Genomic DNA, 20,984 nt, shown 5'->3' on the forward strand with positions numbered 1-20,984 from the left:
AAAAACCACCCCTAACCGTACAGGCTTCTATAAATCATACTGATTTTTTCTCTTCCCAACGATATTGAAGTGACTCCAGAGTTTTCTTCTAATAATCCATCCAAAATTATCTTTATTTCACTATTATTTTGAGGAGAAAAAACAATTTTATTGTCAGCTAACAACTCTACTGGATACGGATTCTTATAACGTTTTAAATGTAACTCATCAATAAATTTTACTACCAATTTCTTATTACGATTGAGATCAACTGCTTTTACATCAATTAATTTACCATCTTTCAAGAAGAGTACGCGGTCATAGCATTCATCGAGATTTTCTAATAAATGGGAAGCTAAAAGCACAATGTTCCCGTTATTCTTTAAGTCAAAAATAACAGATTCAACCTTTTTAACATTTTCTTGATCTAAACCGTTGAGAACTTCATCAAACAAGTACACTTCCGCACCACTAATCAAACATAAAGCTAAACATAACTTTTGTCTCATCCCTAAGGAATATACACTGACCTTCTTCTTGATATAGTTATTCATTCCGAGTAGTTCTTCAATTTGAATGATATCTTTTTCCTTCTTCCCCCAACTGGATGCAAATAGTTCCATATGATCACGGCCAGTTAATTGTTCATATAAATCCATCGGCTCAAGCATTTTTGTAACAATAGCCTTATACTTGATATTCATTCCCGCATTTAACCCACTATACTGAATCTCACAATTTGGAGAAACGATATTTCCAGCTATGATATCCATTAGGGTACTTTTCCCATACCCATTAGGTGCTACTATTCCAACAATCTCACCTAACCCAATCTCAATTTTATTTTTTAAAAATATAGGATTAGATGGAGTATATGAAAACTGTTCAATATTTATTTTTAGAGATTTCATTTTGTCCATCTTGTTGCATCGCCTTTCTTCTGATTAGGATTTTTTCGTACAAAGCATAAATTTCCTGTTCTGAAGGGATTTCAAAAATACTAAATCTATTGATTAACATATGAAACATTGAAGTCATTATCTTTTCTGGTTCCCCTTCAATATTCTTTGAGTATTTCATCAATTTATCAATCGCGATTTTAAGCTCGGCATGAAATCTATAACATTTTCGAGTATTTAACATTTTCTTTAAATTATTTCTAACAGTTTCGAACGTTCTGTGTTCATGTAACTCTTGAAGTACTCTTATCAATTTCTCTTCTTTAATTTGAAATACATCGGACAACATATCAAAAATATCAAATATAATATTCAAATACTCTACTTCAGAATATTTTTTCTTATTCAACTCCGCAATTAAATTACTTTCTTCACAAAAATAATTATAAACGATTGGACTATATTTTTCTCCACCATAACGATTAATTTCTGGAAAGAACTCATCAATCACTATTTGACTAATACTGATTCTATCCCTTAAAAATAGTTTTAATTCTTCTACAAATTTAAAAGGTGCATAACAATCTTTAAGTTGGAATCGAATTCTCAAGTGGAATTTTGGATCACTATAAACTATAAAGAATAATTTAAATTTAAAATCTCTACTTTCAATGAATTCATAGATTATATCTAGTGTTCTATTTACATATTCCTTCCTTAAATAAATTTTCATCGACAAAGTATTATTGTCAATTTTATGAGGTTCACTTTTAACAGGAAATATTTTATCCCCTGACCTTAAGCGTTCATTTGTGTTAAGTATATGAAATGTATAATCTATACTTTCCATTTCTGTTATATTCTCAATCGCTTTACCACAAAAATATTCCTCTCCCCAAAGAATATACTCAGATTCTCTTTTATTTAGTTGTTTAAAAATTTCACTTAAGTCAAGTTCGTTTTCTAAATCTAATACAAGCATCACATTTTCAAGTTCAATCTTTATAAAACGTGGAACATCAAACTCTTTTTTCCATTTATTTACTGCAGATTTAAATTCATTAAATGATGATAAACTTTCAACACCTAGTATCTGCTTACTAACAGCAAACTTTGCAGGTGCCAATATGATATTTCGATATCTAATTCTTGGTATATAAAGATTGAATCTTTTTTCAAGTAAATGAAATATAGAGAAACTACTATTTTCAAGTTCGTTACTCATTAAAAATAAAAATTGACTTATCCTTCCCATATTTAAAACATTTAACGAGTCTAATTGGCCAACTCCAACATTCTTTAGAGTATTATTATTAATTAAAGTAATGCACCCATCTACTAAGGTTACTGAAATATCCTTAAAAAATAATTTGGCATCATTGGATTGAGTATCAATTGAAATGTTATTTTTAAATATGGGAATAGATAATCCAAGATTATTTGAAGGAGATATAGAATTAACTACAGAATATCCCACTATATCCTTATAACGTTCTTTTAAATACGAATCTACTATTCTTGAATCATTAAATAAATACAAGAATCTACCCATTAATGAACACACTTGTCCCCCCGATAATCTATTTTCAAATTCAACAATGTCTTTTCCGTTAAATTCATAAAATTTTAAAGTCAAATCATAATTAATATCCAGCTTTTCTCTTCTTTTTTTAGAAAGCCATTCAATATAATCGTCTTCCAAAACAAGCTCTTTTTCTTTTCTTAATTGTGTTCTTTGTAGACGCAATTGTAAGTCTCCCAAGATAGACTCAATATCTTCTTCTTCACTCTGTTTTGGTAGTATATCTAATTCTTGAAGACTAAAATCAGAAAACAAAAGCTCTGTGAGTGGGATAAAATCAAATTCACTATATCGTTTTTGAATAAAACTAACGATATTGTTGTATGGAATATCATAATTGTTTTTAAACATAAATAACTCAATAACATTACTTGTTCTCTCTACATTGTGTTTAAATTCCACAGGCAACTGTATTTCTGAAAACAGTGTATCCGCAAACAAAACTGGTTGTTCATTCAATAATGACTGCGCGTGCACGTCAATTTGTTTAACCCTTCCCAAGGTTTTATTATTTTCCTCATTAAATGATTTTATTAATTTTTCCAAATTTAACAATTTAATAAATAATTCATGCTGACATAAACCAATATTTTCTAACTCTCCCACTAAAATCGACAAATGATCTTTAAATGACGTTTCATTTCTTAATGTTGAAATCAAAAAACCTTCAGCTAATAATTTTTTTATATACGACTCTAATTTCTCTTTAAATAAGTCATCGTCTTCTTTTTCATAACTTTTAAGTAACAAATTAACAATTAACTCTATTTTAATTGGTTTCCCCGTTACATCTACTATTTTTGACAACAAATCCGTTCGCTTAATAATTTTATATTGTGGTTCTCCGCTTGTTATAAACGGACATAATACATGATAATATTCGCCTTCCTGAGTTAAATTAATATTATGATAAACATAAAGTTTACTAAAAACCAAAGAATCATTTTCAATCAGCTGCACTATCTTGTTTATCCAATTTGAATCAACATTTAAATATGGTGTAGCAATTATTTCTTCTGAGCTTTTTTCTCCAAACTCTCCCTTACCTACTCCTGAAAAATACCCAAAAGGAGTATTTCTAAAACAGCACCTAGAAAAATATTTATGTAATATTTCTTCACTTTTTTTCAATTTTTCTTCCACCATAAATATTGATTGGTATAGAATAGGTGAATTTAAATAAATAGCCAATTGAAATTTTTTATTATCAATTATCATATTATCAGAGAAAGAAAAATACATACTCGGTGTAAACAACGATTTTCTAAAGAAAAATTCATCATGAATTTTTTTCATTCGAACCCCTCCTTACGAATTCTGCATATTCATGATTGTCTTCTATTAATTGCTGATGAATTTGTACATTATTTACAATTTTATTTGATATAAAAATTACTTTATCTTCTGGTCTTAAATTTTCAATGTTATGATTTATTATAACTACTATCGAATTTTTACTAAGCTTACGAAGTATTTTTATTATTCTCTCTTTCGAGAATAAATCCTGCATCGATGTTGGTTCATCAAACAAATAAATCTTTGCGTCTCGTGATAAAGCTCTAGCAATCGCTAACCTTTGCCATTCCCCGCCCGAAAGATTAACACTATTAGAAAACCATGTCCCAAGTCTAGTTCTTTCCTTTTGAGGTAAAGAATTAATTTTTGTGTTTAGGCCAACCTGGCATAAAACTCTTGAAGTTACAACACTATCTTTCTCCTCGGCAGAAAAATATATATTATCAATAACATCCATCTCTAATTCAGTAAAATCTTGAAACTGCACCGAAGAATAATTCAATAATTCTTCACTTTTTCTTACTACCCTATCATCTAAGTACATTGTTCCTTTTTCTAATTCGTACAGCCCACATAAACACTTAATTAAAGACGTTTTCCCCGCACCATTTTCACCTACCACAAAATAGACATTTCCTTCTTCTAAATCGAGTTGAATTTCTTCAAGTATTATTGTATCCGAACATTTCACACTTCCATGAATTATACTTATTTTTTTAAACGACTCAGGATTAAAATCATCTCGACTATTTACTTCTCGTGAATCAAGAAAATCAAACACTTCTGTTAAGAGTAGTTTTTTCTCGTTAAATGTAGTAATACTTGACAACATACTTTGACTAGCCCCTAAATATTTATTAACAATTTGAATAGTAGCTAACAAATCTCCTACATTAAAGTTTCCGTTTGAAGAAAAACGAATTAATACATAAATAACAATTATAATATTATATACTTGCCATAATCCCGTTTTTTTTAGACTATACCAAAACAAATACTTTTCATCACTAAAAAATTTCATTATATTTGATTTGATTTTCTTTATAATTTTGTTAACACCACCGAAAACTTTTAATTCCTTAAAAGATTTATTCTGCGTTATCAAAAAATTGAAATACCAATTTTCTTTTCTTTGTTCTGTCTGTAAAAAATCAATTTCATAATTTTTTTTACTTACATCTATAAATTTTAATGAAGAATACGCTGATACTATACATAAAGGGAAGAGCAAATTAGTATCAATGTTTATAACATAGATAACTGAAACAAATAATACTATTGAATTAATTATTATCTCCAGTACAAAATTAAGTGTAGTATAGATTGTACTTGAACCAAAACTGCAGATTCTCCGAACCTTATTTTGAACATCTGACTCTTCAAACGAAGATAAACTTAAATAACAAACCTTCGTTAATATTTCCTCAGTAAAACTTAGTTCTATTTCCGTTCTAAAATGCATAATATTGTATTCTGCTATTTTTCCACAAATTAGTTCTAGAATTAAAGCAAATGTATAAATTAATATTACATTATACAGTTCTTTAGAAGTTAATAACGATTGATTAACAGATATTAAATTAACAATTTGCTGCATTAAATATATTTGAATTAATGGCAACAAACTTCTACTACAAGATAGAATAACTGATAAGAAAAAACGATACTTTGAGATATTCAATAAATAATGAACCGTTCGAATAATTTTATTCATAAGATTACCTCATCGTCATTTTTTTAGTAACAACCTTGATACTATTGAGTCTTCAAAAAATATATACCCATCATTTATTAAAACGATAAACAATACTCCTAGTCGTCCAAATAATATACTTTCAGGATCTCCAGGTTGAAAAGAAACATCTTTATTCCATTCCAATTTTATTCTATTGATTATTTTTTCTTTTATTTCTTGAAATTTATCAGTTTTAAAATTTAACATATTCTCAAATATAAAAATTTCCAAAAGAAGGCCACTTAATCCATGACAGAGCCCTAGATTATCATATATTTCATTATTTTCAACATCTCTTAGAACATTAATATAATTGTTAAAATATTTATCATATTTATCTGATACGATTCCAATATTTTTAGCCAATAAGATAGCATGTATTAATCCTGTATAACCATGACACCACGATAAATTACTATTTATTATTTGATCTAACTTTGGGGTGTTAAATAAAAAATTTAATAATTTTCTTATAAGTTGCTTGGTTTTTGAAGTATAAACGCCATTTTTATAAGCAATTAATAATATAGAAATGACACCTGATATCCCATGGGCCGAACCTATTCTTCCTTTAGAATAATTTTTTTCATTTAAACCTAAAACATAATCAATTTTATCAAAAACAGATTCTAGATATGACTCTATTTTTTTCAATAATAATATTGCAGCATCACGATGCTCCCCTAGTGAATATCTTTCAAACATACTTATACAATATAATAAAATATTTGCATTCCCATAAATGACATCGAGATTTCCTTCAAAAGTCTCTTTTTTATTACTATATATATTTCTCATCACCTTCTTATCTATCTCTTTCTCTAACTTAGTAATTTCTTTTCCTTTATTTATTTCAGAAATCACTAGAGCAAGAGATGCATATCCAGTAAAACAGGAAGACTCATCTTCGAAATAATTAACATCTCCTAGAAATTGCATAAATTTTGTTTCAAAATTCTTTTTATTATACAATCTTAATTCACATAATAAGCTTAATAGGTAATAGTAACCAAGTTCACCGGTCATCAAGGATCCATAAGATATAAAACGCTTACATTCTTTGTTAGAAATTTCCTCTATTATTTCCTTTAAAAATTCTTCTCCGAAAAGCATAGGTCCATCGCCTCTTTAACATTGTGATTTATTTCTCATGTTCATTATATTATTTTATTTTAAAATGTCTAGAATAAAGTATCAAAATAAAATAGTATTTCGTAAAGCAACTACATTATTTTTAATTTCATAGTTATATTATCTCCACTATAAATTTATAATAAGATATCCGTTCCATTTTTACACTTTTTTTAAATTTATATAATTAGTATTATCTACACAACGGATGACAAATTTATGTACAAATCAGTTGTTATGAAGTAATTAATCCACAGAGATTTTTAAAAATCCCATCCTATAGCTTTTATTCATATTTACATATCTATACTTATCTCCATAGATTTTATATTTCTCTTTTCAATATATTTCTGTTTGTTATTCCAGCCGTGTCAACACAATCAGGCTCTTTAATACCACTATCTGAAAATTAACTTTTCAACATTCTTTATAGATAAAATTGCCCCCCTATACTAGTGGAGTAACTGCTTGGTGGACAAATACTGTTGCGAATTCTGTCGAATATAATGCTGATTTAGATGGGAACGGATGAGTATTAGATGTCAATTATTGGCTCACTTTCGCTTGCTACCCTAGATAAGGGGGAAGTTATATGAAAATACTGTTTTATTTACTATGGTTCGTATTATTTATGTTTGGAATATATTTAAGAAAGAAAAATATTGTTAAAGTACCTTTATGGGTGCAAATTTCTTCAGTTGTTTTGCTTTTTGTAGCTTTTTACGCTTATATATTTTTTATCCCATAAATAAACAAAATCACCCTGAAAATGGTGATTTTGTATTTTAAGGTTCTATAATTTTTAGGGTCGATGGGGATTTTCCATCAACCCTATTTTAGTGTATACAAAAAGGCCAACATCCATTATATTAAAAGCTCCTAAACCTAATACAAAAGGATGATGACCATATGAACAATATACTACATATCAAAGGGATTAAGCAACAATTAGTTGCTTAATCCCTTCCTAATATTCATCATCAACGCTATTTGACAAAGAGCCAGAATTTTATCTAAATTCGAGAACGCTATAATTAATTCTTATTCTGTTATTTAGCTTTAATTGGATCATTAGCTAACAATTCAATTTCTTCCCATCCAGTCTCTTGACCTTGAGCGATGTCAATATGTTTGATACGTTTGTTTACTGCTGTTAATGAGTAAGAGTTGAAACGTGGGATTTCGAATGGATTTTCGAACACGAATTTTTGCCATTGTTTGAATAATTCAACACGTTTAGCTGGGTCGAATGAAGCTTCTGAAGCAATTTCACTAATTAACTTAGTGTGTTCATCGTTTACATAGTGACCGAAGTTGAAACGAGCTTTTGGTCCGTATAATCCATCTGGGTCAGGGTTGTAACCGATTGTGAATCCACCTAACCACATATCGAAGTCATCAGCGTATTTCGTTAATTTTTCAGCATATGCGTTAAATTCTAACGCACGACCGTTTAATAACTCTACGCGTAGACCAACATTTTTCCACCATTCGATGTATTGTTGAACAACAGCTGCGTCTATTTGGCCTCCTTCAGGTGCTAATAATGTGATTGTTAATGGTTTACCGTCTTTATCTTCAACATAACCATCGCCATCAGTATCTTTGTATCCAGCATCTGCTAAGATTTTCTTAGATTCTTCTGGGTTGTATGTGAATCCTGGGACTTCTGACTTGTCTGCGTAGATTTCACCAAAGAATGGAGATAATAATGTGTTAGCAGAGATACGTAATCCTTGGTAAGTTTCGTTAGCTACTTGTTCATTATCTAATGCATAAGCAATTGCTTTACGTAAAGCTGGATCACTCATCTTCTTACCAGGTTCGAATACGTGTTCACCTTTTTCTTTGTCAAAGTGACCCATGTTGAAACCAACATAAGAAATACCGTTTGTGATGTTACCAATTAATGTGATATTTGATAAATCTTTATAAGTATCGTATTGATCTGCAGGCATTGAAGCTATGTCGTAGTTACCAGCTTTCATTTCTTGAGCGATTGTGTCTGGAGATACAACGTCAGCTTTCAAGCCTTCCACTTTAGGTTCGCCTTTGTAGTAGTAAGGGTTTTTCTTGAATGCTACAGATTCACCAGGAACTACTTTATCAACGACGAATGGTCCGTTACCAACAACATCTGTACGGCTTTTTTCTGATTTAACGGCATCTTCATAAGACATATCTTTGAAGACGTGTTTTGGTAACATTTGTCCTAAGATTGCGTTACCACCCATTTCTAAGGCTGGGTAAACTTCTTCTAAGTGAATTTTAACAGTTTGGTCATCCACTTTTTCAAGTCCAGAGATTTTATCCGCTTTACCTTCGTGGAAGTCTTTCATCCCAACGATGTTTTCAGCATTTTCGTCATAACGAACTCCGTCATAATCTTTACGTCCCACAAATTCATAAGTGAAAATGTAGTCGTCGATTGTTAAAGGTTGTCCGTCAGACCATTTGTAGTCTTTTGAACGTAATTTAAGTGTAACGATTTTATTTTCTCTATCTAGAGTGAACTCCATCATACCGCCATCTTTTTTAATGCGTTGGTTTGCATCGAATTCAAATAATGACGCGAATGCGAAGTCTACTAAAGTACCGTCACTTGAATCCACGTATAATAAAGGGTTAATTAATCCTTTAAATTTTGAAGAAGATACGACAGCGTATTTAATTGTTCCGCCTTCGATAGCAGTCCCTTTATTCGTTACAACTGAAGCGAATTTACCTTCTTCAGTTTTAGCATTTGATGAAGAATCACCACTTGCTTTGTTGTTGTTATTACATGCAGCTAAAGTTACTAATGAAGCAGCACCTAATAAACTAGCAATTGCTTTTTTGTTCATATGTTTCCCTCCAAATTGGATTGATATTAGAATAACTTAAATAATACTCCCATTCCTTCATTACTGCAACCTTTATTTCTATTTCTCACCATTTTTTTACCGAAAATTCATTTACTTTTAATCATAAAAACCGCGTCACTATCGCAATTCCAGCACATTATAACTCATTTGTCCACAAATAGCGGACAATTCTTTCTTCTTTTTTCTCAACATTCGCATCTTATCAACGTTTCTGGCAGAAGCACAAAAAAACCGGAAGTTTTCACTTCCGGTTTTCCAATTTCTTATTGATGACTTGCAATATAATTTACTGCGTCTCCAATTGTTGAAATGTTTTCTGCATCTTCGTCAGAAATTTGAACACCAAATTCGTCTTCTAATTCCATAACTAATTCCACAACATCTAGTGAATCTGCTCCTAAGTCTTGTTGGAATGTCATGCCTTCCGTTACTGTTTCTACGTCAACGCTAAAGCGGTTCGCAATTAGTTGAGCTACTTTATCAAAAACTTCTTGATTTGACATAACTCTCTCTCCCTTCTCATTAAGGTTCTATATTCGGTACTGCTCCATTTCGGGCAGATCCTCTTCTCCGCTACCATTTGCGGGCTATCCTCTAAGTGGATAGTACTGTTATTTTACAGAATTCTTGTGAAAATGTCTATACCTTCAATAAAAAGTACGATTTTCTTAGCGATTTCTTATTACTTAACGAAGGACAAAATGCCCAGGTTCCACCTCTTGTAGGCTTGCTTCTTCGCTAAACTCTTCCCCTTTATACACCAAACGTTTGCGATTCTTTTCTTCGCGCGGATCTGGAAGAGGAATGGCCGAAAGTAGACTCTTCGTATACGGATGTTGCGGGTTATTATACACGCAGTCTGCAGAGCCTAACTCCACAATACGACCACGATACATCACTGCGATACGGTCACTAATGTATTTCACCATAGATAAGTCATGGGCGATAAATAAATACGTTAGTCCGATTTCTTTTTGTAATCTCTTGAGTAAGTTCACGATTTGCGCTTGAATCGATACGTCTAGCGCTGAAATGGCTTCATCACAGACGATGAATTTTGGATTCACGGCTAAAGCACGCGCAATCCCAATCCGTTGACGTTGACCACCTGAGAATTCATGCGGATAACGGTTGGCATGTTCTTTATTCAATCCTACTGTTTCAAGCAGTTCATCCACCATCGCATCACGCTCTTCTGCCGTTTTTGCAAGGCCGTGAATATCAATGCCTTCTGCGATAATATCACGCACTTTCATACGACCATCGAGCGACGCATATGGATCTTGGAAAATCATTTGCGCTTCTTTACGAAACTCGAGTAATTCTTTCCCTTTTTTCAAGTTCGCGATGTCTTTTCCTTCGAAGAGAATTTCGCCATCGGTTGGTTTATATAAACGAAGTAAGGCACGTCCAGTCGTTGATTTCCCAGAACCAGATTCTCCAACGAGACCGAATGTCTCACCTTCAAAAATCTCAAAGGAAATATCATCGATGGCTTTCACCACATTTTTCTTCGAACCAAAATACTGTTTTAAGTGTTTTACTTCAACTAGTTTTTTTCTATTTTCTGTATTAGTCATGTGCCTGTCCTCCTTCTGTAAAGAAGAGGTTTCGTCTTCTTACGATTTCTTCAGGAACAGGTACTTTTGGAGCACGAGGGTCCAAGAGCCATGTTGCTGCAAAATGTGTTGGACTCACTTCAAACATCGGTGGTTCCTTCACACGGTCAATCTCAAGCGCCACATCACTACGAAGCGCAAAGGCATCTCCTACTGGTGGGTCGAGTAAGTCTGGTGGACTTCCAGGAATCGCATAGAGCGTATCTCCTGTATGCAACGTTGGCATTGAACGAAGCAATCCCCAAGTATATGGATGCTGCGGATTGTAAAATACTTCATCCGCTGTTCCTACTTCAACGACTTTTCCGGCATACATGACGGCTACACGGTCTGCGACATTGGCCACCACACCAAGGTCATGCGTGATAAAGATAATCGCCATTTGGAATTGTTGTTGAAGCTCTTTTAAAAGCTCTAAAATTTGTGCTTGAATTGTTACGTCAAGCGCTGTTGTCGGTTCATCGGCAATCAGCACATCTGGATTACATGCTAAGGCAATAGCGATGACAATCCGTTGACGTTGCCCACCAGAGAATTGGTGAGGATATTGTTTCATACGCTCTTTGGCATTTGGAATACCTACAAGCTCTAGTAATTCTTCAGCACGTTTATCGGCTTCTTCTTTTGAGGCTTTCTCGTGCTTTATAATCACTTCTGTAATTTGTTTTCCAATCTTCATCGTAGGGTCGAGTGACGTCATTGGGTCTTGGAAAATCATGGCGATTTTCTTTCCACGAATCGATTGCATATCGCGTTCGCTCTTTTCGAGGATGTTTTCACCTTTAAAAATGATAGCCCCCTCTTTAACGACCGCATTATTCGATAATAGTTTCATGACACTTTTGGCAGTCACACTTTTCCCTGAGCCGGACTCACCGACAAGAGCAAGTGTTTCGCCTTTTTCTAACTTCAGATTCACTCCACGAATCGCTTGTACTTCTCCCGCAAATGTTTCGAAGTGGATTCGTAAGTTTTCAATCGATAAAATAGTTTCGCTCATTCGAATCCTCCTAGTCTTTCATTTTCGGGTCAAAGGCATCTCGTAAACCATCTGCCAATAAGTTAAAGCTAATCATTAGAACACAGAGTACTCCTGAAGGGAACCACATCAAGTGAGGATATAAACGGAATGTTTTGTACCCCCCATTAATAAGGGCTCCAAGAGACGCATCCGGGCTCGGAATCCCGATTCCAAGGAAGCTTAAGAAGGCTTCAAAGAAAATCGCTGATGGGATGGAGAACATTGTCTGAATGATGATTAAACCGGCCATGTTTGGCAATAAGTGTTTAAAAGCAATCTTCCAGAAACTTTGTCCTAGCGCACGAGACGCTAAAATGTACTCTAAATTCTTTTGCTTCAAGGTTTGCGCACGAACGACACGCGCCATCGTTACCCAGCTTGTAAACCCAATCGCGATAATAATCGACACGAGACCTGGTTTTAATACGAGTAACATTAATACAAGGATGATTAAGTTTGGAATCGCTGAGATGATTTCTAAGAAACGTTGCATCACGGTATCCACACGTCCGCCGAACCATCCAGAAATAATTCCGTATGTCACACCAATCGTAATATCAAACAACGCTGCCACAAAGGCGATAATCAGCGATGTTTGCGTTCCGTAAAGCACACGTGAGAATAAGTCACGACCAAGGTTATCTGTTCCGAAGAAGAAGTTCACGCCTTCTGGGACCCCTTGTTGCGCATACACATCAACTCCGTTACGATAGCCATTGAAGAGGCCTGGAATACGCGCTGGTAAGTTGGCAAACTCGGTGTTTTGTTCTAATGGATCAAATGGAGCAATGACTGGCGCTAAAACTGCTAGTAACACAATCACTAAAATAATAAAGAGCGATACTAAGGCTCCTTTATTTTTCGTCAATCGTCTCCATGAATCTTGTAAGAAGTTGAGAGAAGGTGCAGCGATTTTTTCACGGTCAGCACTATGCGTTAAATCCACACGTTGGAATAACTCTTTTTCTGTTAATTCTGCCATTACGCTTCCCCTCCTTCATCAGTAATACGAATACGAGGATCAATCCATCCGTATAGCAAGTCTACAATTAAAATCACGAATACGAGCAATGCAGAGTAAAGCATGGTTACTCCCATAATCGTTGGGTAGTCATTTGTTAAAATCGATTTGACAAATTGTTCCCCAATCCCAGGAATCGCAAAGATGTTTTCGATTACCATCGACCCTGTCATAAGTCCAACGAGCATTGGTCCAAGGATAGTCACCAGTGGAATAATCGCATTTCTAAATCCATGCTTGAACGCGACTTCGAAACGGCTTAAGCCCTTCGCACGCGCCAATTCAATATAATCGGAATGCAATACTTCTACCATTTCTGTTCTGACAAAACGCGCCGAATCGGCAATTGGTGAAATCGCCAGCGCCATTGTTGGAAGAATCGAAGAGATAAATCCTTGATTCCATAGCGCAATTGGTAGAATTGGGAAAATCACTCCAAAGATTAATTGAAGCACAACGGCAAACACGAAACTTGGAACCGAACGTCCAATAATCGCAAAGAATGTTGCGAGTGTGTCCACCCATGTGTTTTGTTTCATGGCCGCAATCATACCGAGTAGTGAACCAACGATTGTCCCGAAGATTAAGGCTTGAAACCCTAATTGGAAACTTGGTCCTACACGCGAGAAAATCAAGTTTGCGACTGTTGAGTTATATTGGAACGATTCTCCAAAGTCTAAACGGAATAATCCAGTGATGTAAATCAAATATTGAACAAATACAGGCTTGTCGAGGCCATACTTAGCATTCATAATTTCTAGTTGTGCCTGCGTTAACTGTTCTTCATTGGCATATGGAGACCCAGGTAATAGTTTCATTAGAAAGAATGTAATCGTAGCAATCAGGAATAAGGTTAGAAACATGTAAAATACACGTTTCCCGATATATTTTAAATAGTTTTTCAACTCTGCACCTCCATCGATATCTTAATTCTGTTTCATCATACTATCTATAGAATTAAAGTTTCAACTAATTAGTTTCAGGCTAGCCATTGCGCATTGCCAAAAGTTCTGATACAGTGGAAAGAACGGCAGAAAAAGGAGGAAGCTGATGTCATTCGACTATAAAAAAATAGGACTCATCTCAGGAATCCTACTATTATTATGCGCATTGTATGTAACTTTAACTAGTGGCTTTAGTCTTCTCGCCCTCAGCAACGCCCTTTTTATGTGCGCACTTGTCTGTTTAATGCTGGGCCTTTTTGCCTATTTAAGTCGCACCGACTTCTTCACCCTTTTCCTGAAGAGCTTCACTCCTAATAAGGAGCACAAGAAGCACACTCTCTTTACCGTATCATCGACACTCCTCTTTTTAGAAGTAGCTGCGGTTCTGGGAATTCTATCCATTTTATCCGGAATCTTCCTATTATAATTATAAAATGAAAAGCCGTGTCCTCGTAAAAGGGCACGGCTTCTTTTGTATTATAGTTCTGCAGCTTTTTTCTCTGCTTTTTCTTTTTCGATTTCCTCACGTAATTCTGGAAGAATCTGCGTGAAATCCATACGAAGTTCTTGTCGCAATGATGGCTCCACTTTACGAACGAAGTGGAATGTCGATAAGCGTTCCATTACGCTTTCGGCTTCATCTTTAGCAACATATAAATAGATGTATTTTAAGCGTTTCGAAATATAGTGAATATTCCCAAACTTCTTCAACTGTTTAATTGGTTTCAATGTATACAACCAAACAACGAGTGCTTGTCTTTCTTGTTGCTCCATTGTTTCTCCCTTCTACATAGCTTTTAATTCGATAATTTTTTCTTCTTCCTCTTCTGGAAGACCTTCTCTTGTTGGTGGTGGCGTTTGTTCGCGACTTTCTTTATCACGTCGGATAGCCCATAATACTAGACCGATTCCGGCACTGGATGCAAAGAAGCTCGACCCACCGTAACTGATAAGCGGTAATGGCACCCCTGTTAAAGGCGCTACCCCAACAAGCGCTCCGATATTAATTCCTGATTGAATCAAGAATAAAATCGCCACACCGTAGCATAAGTATTTTCCAAAAAGATTACGACATTTATTTCCTTTGCGGATAATCGCGATGATTAAACCAAAAATCGCAAGAAGGAGAATAAAGATTGTAATATATCCTAACTCTTCTCCGACAATCGCTAAAATAAAATCGGTATGGGCTTCTGGTAGGAACCCAGTTTTTTGAACAGAATTCGATAATCCTGTTCCAATCCAGCTACCTCTTGATAAACCAAGATAACCTTGAATCGATTGATAACCAGCACCTGCTGGATCACTCCATGGATTATGGAAGGATGTAAAACGGCTTAATTGGTACGCTTTTAATCCGAATTTCTCAAAAATCGAAGCGTCTAAATAAGTGAGGCCATACATTCCTGCAAACCCCACACCCCAAAACGCTAGCGCGCGGTTTGAGACACCTGTCATAAGACCGAGTAGTACAGCAACACCCGCAATAATGATAGACGTTCCTAAGTCCGGTTGAAGCATGACCATTCCAATGAAGAAAATCGTAATTCCCGCTGGAATAAGATAAAATCTCCAATCGCGTTTGCTACGCTCATTTTTACTATAAAAATAAGCCGATGTCCAAATCACAAATAGTTTTACTAGTTCAGATGGTTGTAAACTGAAGAGTTTCAAGTTAATCCAACTCTTCGCCCCGTTTACACTCGGAGTAAATAATACAATCACTAGCAGGATAAAGATAACTCCTGCGACTCCCATCATGACTTTTTCTTCCTTCAACAACTTCTCAGGAAGAACGGAAATCCCAAGTGCCATCACAATTCCGATGATGATAAAGACAAGTTGTTTCACCATAAACGCTTCTGAGTTCCCTTGATTGGCAAGAGCGTAATAACTACTTGCACTATAAATCATGACGAGTCCGAAAATCGAAAGTACCGAATACAACCCCATAATGAGTGGATCCACATTGAGAAGGTGCTTCATTTTTTCATGAAAGTTTAACACGTCAAGCCTCCTCTAATTTTGGCGCGACTCTTCGTACACTTGCGTATACATGTCGTTTAATGCGTATTCTAAATCAGCCATAATTTTGTGGCCTTCGTTCGCGTGAATTAATCCAAGTGACACTGCGAAATCCACTTGTTTCGATAAACCAAATAATTGTGTATCGATAATTTCTTCGAATGCTGGGCATTTTGCCAAGCAAAGATGTGTTTTTTGTTTTGAAATGAGTTGATAAATTTGGTTGGCATTTTCTGTCAACTGAACTAAAGCAGGATTTTGAGTCATCTCACACTCCCCTTTCTATATTCCATGCTCAAAGCATATACTCTTTTAGTATACTTGCATCCACAAAAAAATACCACTAATGCAAGTGGAATTTACTGAAAATTTAGAGTTCGCTGTGGTGCTCTTTATAAAAGAAATGATTCCGCCTTTCCTAACGGATGTCTTCATAATCACTGTAACGTTGCACCGGTTCGAGCCAATAGGTCTCTCACCTTCGAAGCTTCAAAAGCGGAGTACGGGACAAGTCCCTACTCCGCTTAATTCACTTTCGATGCGTATCACGTTACTGTAATTATAGAATCCGTTAGTCTTTGCGGAATCATCTTTATGCAGCCAATATTTTTTCTGTTTTCCACTTTGTTAGTAGTTTTTTTCTGTGCAAGTAACTAAAAGAGAATGCTATCTTTCCATCTAGCTAAAGCTGTGCACTCACTAAATCCTCTTTATGGTTGTACAGAAAATCTTTTACGGATCTCTTACTAGGAACTGCTATACACGCTTTCCTTTCCACAAAGGCATTTCTATGACGGCACAAAAAAAGCTATTACGGAGTTCTGCACGGAATCTATAGTAGCAACAACAGCCACCGATACAGCTATTGTCGCTACTATAAAGAGTTCCGTCAGAACGCAGTAATAGCAGCGTAATTATTTATTTTCTGGTCCAATCATAGAGAGTCCGACACGACCTTTTTTAAGGTCAAGCTCCGTCACCCAAACCGTTACGATATCCCCAACCGCAACGACATCACTTGGATGTTTTACGAAGCCTTTTTTCAATTTCGAAATATGCACAAGGCCATCTTGTTTCACACCGATATCAACGAACGCGCCGAAGTCCACAACGTTACGAACGGTTCCTTCTAGTTCCATTCCCACTTGTAAGTCTTCCATCTTCAAGACATCGCTACGTAAGATTGGTCCTGCGACTTCTTCACGCGGATCACGTCCTGGTTTCAATAATCCATCCAGCACTAATTCCAGTGTTTCTTGTCCGATGCCAAATTCTTCTTTCAACTCTTTCGTATTTAGTCCTTTAAGGGCTTCTTCCAACTCTGGTGAACCAAGCGCTAATTTTTCGGCATTGGCTTTTTTCAAAATGGCTTTAGCAACATCATAAGACTCTGGGTGAATGTCAGTGCCGTCAAATGGATTCGTTCCATCGATGATTCGTAAGAACCCAACGGCTTGCTCGTAAGCTTTTGGCCCTAAGCGAGGTACTTTCTTCAATTGCGTACGGTTTGTGAACTTACCGTTTTCGTCACGGAAAGCGACCACGTTGGCTGCTGTTGTTTTCGTTAATCCGGCAATGTGCTCCAAGAGAGCGGCACTCGCAGTATTCACGTTTACCCCAACCTTGTTCACGGCTGTTTCAACAACAAAGTCTAACTGCTCATCTAATTGTTTTTCTGGAACGTCATGTTGGTATTGTCCAACTCCAACGGCTTTTGGATCAATTTTAACCAATTCTGCTAATGGGTCTTGCAAGCGACGAGCGATGCTAACTGCTGAACGCTCTTCGACTTGGTAATCTGGAAATTCTTGGCGTGCGATATCGCTGGCAGAATACACAGAGGCTCCTGCTTCGCTGACGATGGTATACACAACTTTGCGTGGGATTTGTCGTAATTGTTCCGCCACGAATTGTTCAGACTCACGGCTAGCCGTTCCGTTCCCAATCGCTACAAGTGTTACACCATACTGCTCCACGATGCGACGGAATTGTCCGCCTGCTTGAGCGCGTTTGGCTTCTGAAGCTCCTACGTGAGGGTAAATCACAGACTTCCCAAGCACTTTTCCTGTTTCATCGATTACCGCTAATTTACATCCTGTACGGTATGCTGGGTCGAGCCCTAAGATGACTTGGCCTTTCATTGGCGCTTGTAATAATAAGTTCTTCAAGTTTTCCCCGAAAATCGCAATCGCTTGTGTTTGTGCCTTTTCACTTAATTCATTACGGATTTCGCGTTCAATCGCTGGTCCGATGAATCGTTTGTAGCTTTCTTCAATCGCGCCTTCGACAATCGGTGCAGATGGTGACGACGGATTTTTGATTTTCTCTTCTTTAATCTTTGTAAGAGGGTTCGTCACGTCGACTTCAATCGTCACACGCAATACGTCTTCTTTTTCTGCACGGTTTAAGGCAAGAACACGGTGAGGAACGATGGATTTCACTGGCTCCTCGTAGTCATAGTACATTTCGTAGACTCTCTTCTCGTCGAGCTCTTCTTTCTTCACGACAGACTTCACGATACCATTCTTTTGCGTAAATTGACGCAATTGTTTACGGTATTTTGCTTCATCGGAAATCCATTCAGCGATAATTTCTACAGCACCGTTAATGGCATCTTCGACCGTTAGAATTGCTTTTTCTTCATTGATAAACGTTGCTGCTTTTTCTTCTACAGAATCTTTCGTCGTCATGAGTAACCATAATGCAAACGGCTCTAGTCCTGCCTCTTTAGCAATCGTTGCCTTCGTGCGACGTTTTTGTTTATACGGACGATAAATATCTTCTAATGCCGTTAAGGTGGTCGCCTTGCTTAATGCAGCCGTAATCTCTGGTGTAAGTTTGCCTTGTTCGTCAATAAGACGGCTAATTTCTTCTTTTCGTTTTTCGAAGTTTTCCAAATAACGTTGGCGCTCTTCGATTTCACGAATTTGCACCTCATCTAACGAACCGGTTTGGTCTTTACGATAACGCGCAATAAACGGTACTGTATTGCCATCTTGCAAGAGGCCTAATACCGTATCGATTTGTTTTGGTTTATATTGAGTGAGTTCTGCCTTCACAAGCGCTATGGAACGCTCGTAAGCAGTGATTTCAGTTGTTTGTTCTACCATAGTCAACTCCCTTTCTGTCTCCTCTATCCTATCATGAAATAAAAGGAAAAGCACCTAAGCAAAAATACCTAGGTGCTCTATTACGACTAAAGTTCAATAAAATTGTTCAATATCAGCTGATGTTCACTCTTATAGAAGAGCTAAGATAATGAAGTTAAGGATGAATAATCCTGTAGCGACCCATAAAATTGGGTGAATGTCTTTTGCTTTACCAGTAATCACTTTGACTAAGCAGTAGAAGATGAATCCTGCTGCGATTCCGTAAGAGATACTGTAGCAAAGTGCCATAAAGATGCCGGCAAAGAACGCTGGAATGGCTTCGTCCAATTCGTCCCATTTCACATCTGCGAATGAAGAAAGCATCATCACCCCAACGATAATTAACGCTGGTGCTGTCGCTTCTGCAGGAACGATGCCCACGAATGGTGCTAATAAGGTTGATAATAGGAAGAGACCTGCTGTAACGACTGCTGTTAAACCAGTACGTCCACCTGCACCGATTCCGGCTGCACTTTCAACATAGGTTGTAGTGTTTGAAGTCCCGAAAATCGCCCCGATAGAAGTCCCAATCGCATCTGCGAATAAGGCTTTGTCCATCTTAGAAGAGAACCCAGATCCATTTTCAAGTTGACGTTCGTCTTCTTCAGAGAAGATTCCTGTTTTACGACCTGTCCCGATGAAGGTTCCAAGTGTATCAAATGTATCCGATAAGCTGAATGCAAAAATCGTCATTAATACTAAAGGTAAGCGTGCTGGGTCAGAGAAGAGTTTTACGATTCCTTCCGAACCAAAAGCGGCCAAGAATGTTGTGCCTAAGTCGTTGAACGCTGCTCCAAGAGAGTTACTTTCGAAACTTACTTTTGATAAATCGACAACCCCCATTGGAATCGCTAAAAGTGTTGTTAAAACAATCCCAAGCAAGATAGCTCCACGAACTTTTTTCAATAATAAGACTACAGTAATGACTAAACCAATCACTGCAAGAAGGGCTCCTGGAGATGTGAAGTTTACAAGAGATGGAACGATTCCACCATTTGAATTCACGCTGAACACGCCGCCTTTATACGCTTCTGTAGCGACATTATACGCAGCACCATTGACTTGAGTGATCGTTTTTGAATCAGAAAGGAATTCTAATAGGTTAGCATTTTTTAAACCGATATAAGCGATGAAAATCCCAATCCCGCCCCCGATGGCATGTTGCATACTGACCGGAATGGCTTTAATAATCATCTTACGAACTTTTGTTACAGTAATAAAAATATTGAATAAACCACAAATAAATACCATTGCTAACGCTTCTTGCCAAGTGAATCCAAGGCCGAAAACGACTGTAAATGTAAAGAACGCGTTTAACCCCATCCCTGGAGCTAATGCGTAAGGAACGTTTGCGAAAAGACCCATCACTAATGTGCTGACAACTGTTGCGATAATCGTTGATAAGAATACTGCTTGGAATGGCATCCCTGTTTTACTAAGAATGTTCGGATTGACAAAAATGATGTAGGACATCGCGAAGAATGTCGTTAATCCAGCCAAAAACTCTGTTGAAACGTTCGTGCCGTTCTCTTTCAGTTTAAAAAACTTATCCATTGAAATGATAACTCCTTTTTATTGGTTTATTTGACGACTTAAGTATACTAGAACTATTTTCGTTTTACAATATCGAACACGTACATTTTAACTTATAAAATTTATTTTTGTTCGTTTTATTTAACTTTATTTTGTTTAAAGATTGTCAAACAAGTGATTTTGTTT

General features: G+C 36.1%; 16 protein-coding genes. 1 reads left to right on the forward strand and 15 read right to left on the reverse strand.

Annotated elements, in window-relative coordinates; all coding sequences use genetic code 11:
- Positions 1-11: 11 nt before the first annotated feature.
- From O3798_RS03905 to opp3b, 10 genes are all read right to left on the reverse strand, one after another.
- Positions 12-899 carry an ATP-binding cassette domain-containing protein gene (locus tag O3798_RS03905; RefSeq protein WP_371463446.1) on the reverse strand — a complete coding sequence of 296 codons (888 nt, stop codon included), beginning with the start codon at positions 897-899 and terminating at the stop codon, positions 12-14.
- A complete protein-coding gene (locus O3798_RS03910) occupies positions 865-3,756 on the reverse strand; it encodes a thiopeptide-type bacteriocin biosynthesis protein (protein ID WP_371463448.1) in 2,892 nt (963 codons plus the stop codon). Before O3798_RS03910 ends, O3798_RS03905 begins: the two co-directional genes overlap by 35 nt.
- Positions 3,740-5,470 (reverse strand): ATP-binding cassette domain-containing protein, encoded by a 1,731-nt coding sequence (locus tag O3798_RS03915; RefSeq protein ID WP_371463451.1) that lies wholly within the window; start codon positions 5,468-5,470, stop codon positions 3,740-3,742. The genes O3798_RS03910 and O3798_RS03915 overlap by 17 nt, the downstream gene beginning before the upstream one ends.
- Positions 5,471-5,485: 15 nt before the next feature.
- The gene (locus O3798_RS03920) at positions 5,486-6,604 is read right to left on the reverse strand and encodes a lanthionine synthetase LanC family protein (protein WP_371463453.1); all 1,119 of its coding nucleotides are present in this window, start codon (positions 6,602-6,604) and stop codon (positions 5,486-5,488) included.
- A gap of 1,067 nt (positions 6,605-7,671) precedes the next feature.
- On the reverse strand, positions 7,672-9,465 hold the full coding sequence (locus O3798_RS03925; protein WP_371463455.1) for an oligopeptide ABC transporter substrate-binding protein: 1,794 nt from the start codon (positions 9,463-9,465) through the stop codon (positions 7,672-7,674).
- A gap of 284 nt (positions 9,466-9,749) precedes the next feature.
- Positions 9,750-9,989: an acyl carrier protein gene (gene acpP, locus O3798_RS03930; RefSeq protein ID WP_371463457.1), complete on the reverse strand. Its 240-nt coding sequence runs from the start codon at positions 9,987-9,989 to the stop codon at positions 9,750-9,752.
- Between the two features lie 183 nt (positions 9,990-10,172).
- On the reverse strand, positions 10,173-11,066 hold the full coding sequence (locus O3798_RS03935; protein ID WP_371463459.1) for an ABC transporter ATP-binding protein: 894 nt from the start codon (positions 11,064-11,066) through the stop codon (positions 10,173-10,175).
- Positions 11,059-12,105 carry an ABC transporter ATP-binding protein gene (locus O3798_RS03940; protein WP_371463461.1) on the reverse strand — a complete coding sequence of 349 codons (1,047 nt, stop codon included), beginning with the start codon at positions 12,103-12,105 and terminating at the stop codon, positions 11,059-11,061. The genes O3798_RS03935 and O3798_RS03940 overlap by 8 nt, the downstream gene beginning before the upstream one ends.
- Positions 12,106-12,115: 10 nt before the next feature.
- Positions 12,116-13,108 carry an oligopeptide ABC transporter permease gene (gene opp3C / locus O3798_RS03945; protein WP_048712288.1) on the reverse strand — a complete coding sequence of 331 codons (993 nt, stop codon included), beginning with the start codon at positions 13,106-13,108 and terminating at the stop codon, positions 12,116-12,118.
- Positions 13,108-14,052 carry an oligopeptide ABC transporter permease gene (gene opp3b, locus O3798_RS03950; RefSeq protein ID WP_048784346.1) on the reverse strand — a complete coding sequence of 315 codons (945 nt, stop codon included), beginning with the start codon at positions 14,050-14,052 and terminating at the stop codon, positions 13,108-13,110. The genes opp3C and opp3b overlap by 1 nt, the downstream gene beginning before the upstream one ends.
- A gap of 145 nt (positions 14,053-14,197) precedes the next feature.
- Here opp3b and O3798_RS03955 point away from each other — a divergent pair, with 145 nt between their 5' ends.
- Positions 14,198-14,518 (forward strand): hypothetical protein, encoded by a 321-nt coding sequence (locus O3798_RS03955; protein ID WP_371463464.1) that lies wholly within the window; start codon positions 14,198-14,200, stop codon positions 14,516-14,518.
- Positions 14,519-14,568: 50 nt separating this feature from the next.
- Here O3798_RS03955 and O3798_RS03960 read toward each other — a convergent pair whose 3' ends face one another.
- The 5 genes from O3798_RS03960 to O3798_RS03980 form a co-directional block, all read right to left on the reverse strand.
- Positions 14,569-14,865 (reverse strand): YlbG family protein, encoded by a 297-nt coding sequence (locus O3798_RS03960; protein WP_048712297.1) that lies wholly within the window; start codon positions 14,863-14,865, stop codon positions 14,569-14,571.
- Between the two features lie 12 nt (positions 14,866-14,877).
- On the reverse strand, positions 14,878-16,098 hold the full coding sequence (locus tag O3798_RS03965; protein WP_239681756.1) for an FtsW/RodA/SpoVE family cell cycle protein: 1,221 nt from the start codon (positions 16,096-16,098) through the stop codon (positions 14,878-14,880).
- A gap of 12 nt (positions 16,099-16,110) precedes the next feature.
- Positions 16,111-16,383, reverse strand: coding sequence for a DUF1507 family protein (locus O3798_RS03970; RefSeq protein WP_048784348.1), 273 nt, complete (start codon positions 16,381-16,383; stop codon positions 16,111-16,113).
- A gap of 647 nt (positions 16,384-17,030) precedes the next feature.
- Positions 17,031-19,226, reverse strand: coding sequence for a Tex family protein (locus O3798_RS03975; RefSeq protein WP_371463466.1), 2,196 nt, complete (start codon positions 19,224-19,226; stop codon positions 17,031-17,033).
- Between the two features lie 129 nt (positions 19,227-19,355).
- Positions 19,356-20,819: an NCS2 family permease gene (locus O3798_RS03980; RefSeq protein ID WP_048709643.1), complete on the reverse strand. Its 1,464-nt coding sequence runs from the start codon at positions 20,817-20,819 to the stop codon at positions 19,356-19,358.
- Between the last annotated feature and the right edge of the window lie 165 nt (positions 20,820-20,984).

The sequence above is a fragment of the Granulicatella sp. 20925_1_45 genome, assembly GCF_041433555.1.
Classification (GTDB): Bacteria; Bacillota; Bacilli; order Lactobacillales; family Aerococcaceae; genus Granulicatella.

What these genes read in the sequence shown, in the direction of transcription:
- O3798_RS03905 (WP_371463446.1), bottom strand. Translation starts at nt 899, where the DNA reads ATGGACAAAATGAAATCTCTAAAAATAAATATTGAACAGTTTTCATAT.
- O3798_RS03910 (WP_371463448.1), bottom strand. Translation starts at nt 3,756, where the DNA reads ATGAAAAAAATTCATGATGAATTTTTCTTTAGAAAATCGTTGTTTACA.
- O3798_RS03915 (WP_371463451.1), bottom strand. Translation starts at nt 5,470, where the DNA reads ATGAATAAAATTATTCGAACGGTTCATTATTTATTGAATATCTCAAAG.
- O3798_RS03920 (WP_371463453.1), bottom strand. Translation starts at nt 6,604, where the DNA reads ATGCTTTTCGGAGAAGAATTTTTAAAGGAAATAATAGAGGAAATTTCT.
- O3798_RS03925 (WP_371463455.1), bottom strand. Translation starts at nt 9,465, where the DNA reads ATGAACAAAAAAGCAATTGCTAGTTTATTAGGTGCTGCTTCATTAGTA.
- acpP (WP_371463457.1), bottom strand. Translation starts at nt 9,989, where the DNA reads ATGTCAAATCAAGAAGTTTTTGATAAAGTAGCTCAACTAATTGCGAAC.
- O3798_RS03935 (WP_371463459.1), bottom strand. Translation starts at nt 11,066, where the DNA reads ATGACTAATACAGAAAATAGAAAAAAACTAGTTGAAGTAAAACACTTA.
- O3798_RS03940 (WP_371463461.1), bottom strand. Translation starts at nt 12,105, where the DNA reads ATGAGCGAAACTATTTTATCGATTGAAAACTTACGAATCCACTTCGAA.
- opp3C (WP_048712288.1), bottom strand. Translation starts at nt 13,108, where the DNA reads ATGGCAGAATTAACAGAAAAAGAGTTATTCCAACGTGTGGATTTAACG.
- O3798_RS03955 (WP_371463464.1), top strand. Translation starts at nt 14,198, where the DNA reads ATGTCATTCGACTATAAAAAAATAGGACTCATCTCAGGAATCCTACTA.
- O3798_RS03960 (WP_048712297.1), bottom strand. Translation starts at nt 14,865, where the DNA reads ATGGAGCAACAAGAAAGACAAGCACTCGTTGTTTGGTTGTATACATTG.
- O3798_RS03970 (WP_048784348.1), bottom strand. Translation starts at nt 16,383, where the DNA reads ATGACTCAAAATCCTGCTTTAGTTCAGTTGACAGAAAATGCCAACCAA.
- O3798_RS03975 (WP_371463466.1), bottom strand. Translation starts at nt 19,226, where the DNA reads ATGGTAGAACAAACAACTGAAATCACTGCTTACGAGCGTTCCATAGCG.
- O3798_RS03980 (WP_048709643.1), bottom strand. Translation starts at nt 20,819, where the DNA reads ATGGATAAGTTTTTTAAACTGAAAGAGAACGGCACGAACGTTTCAACA.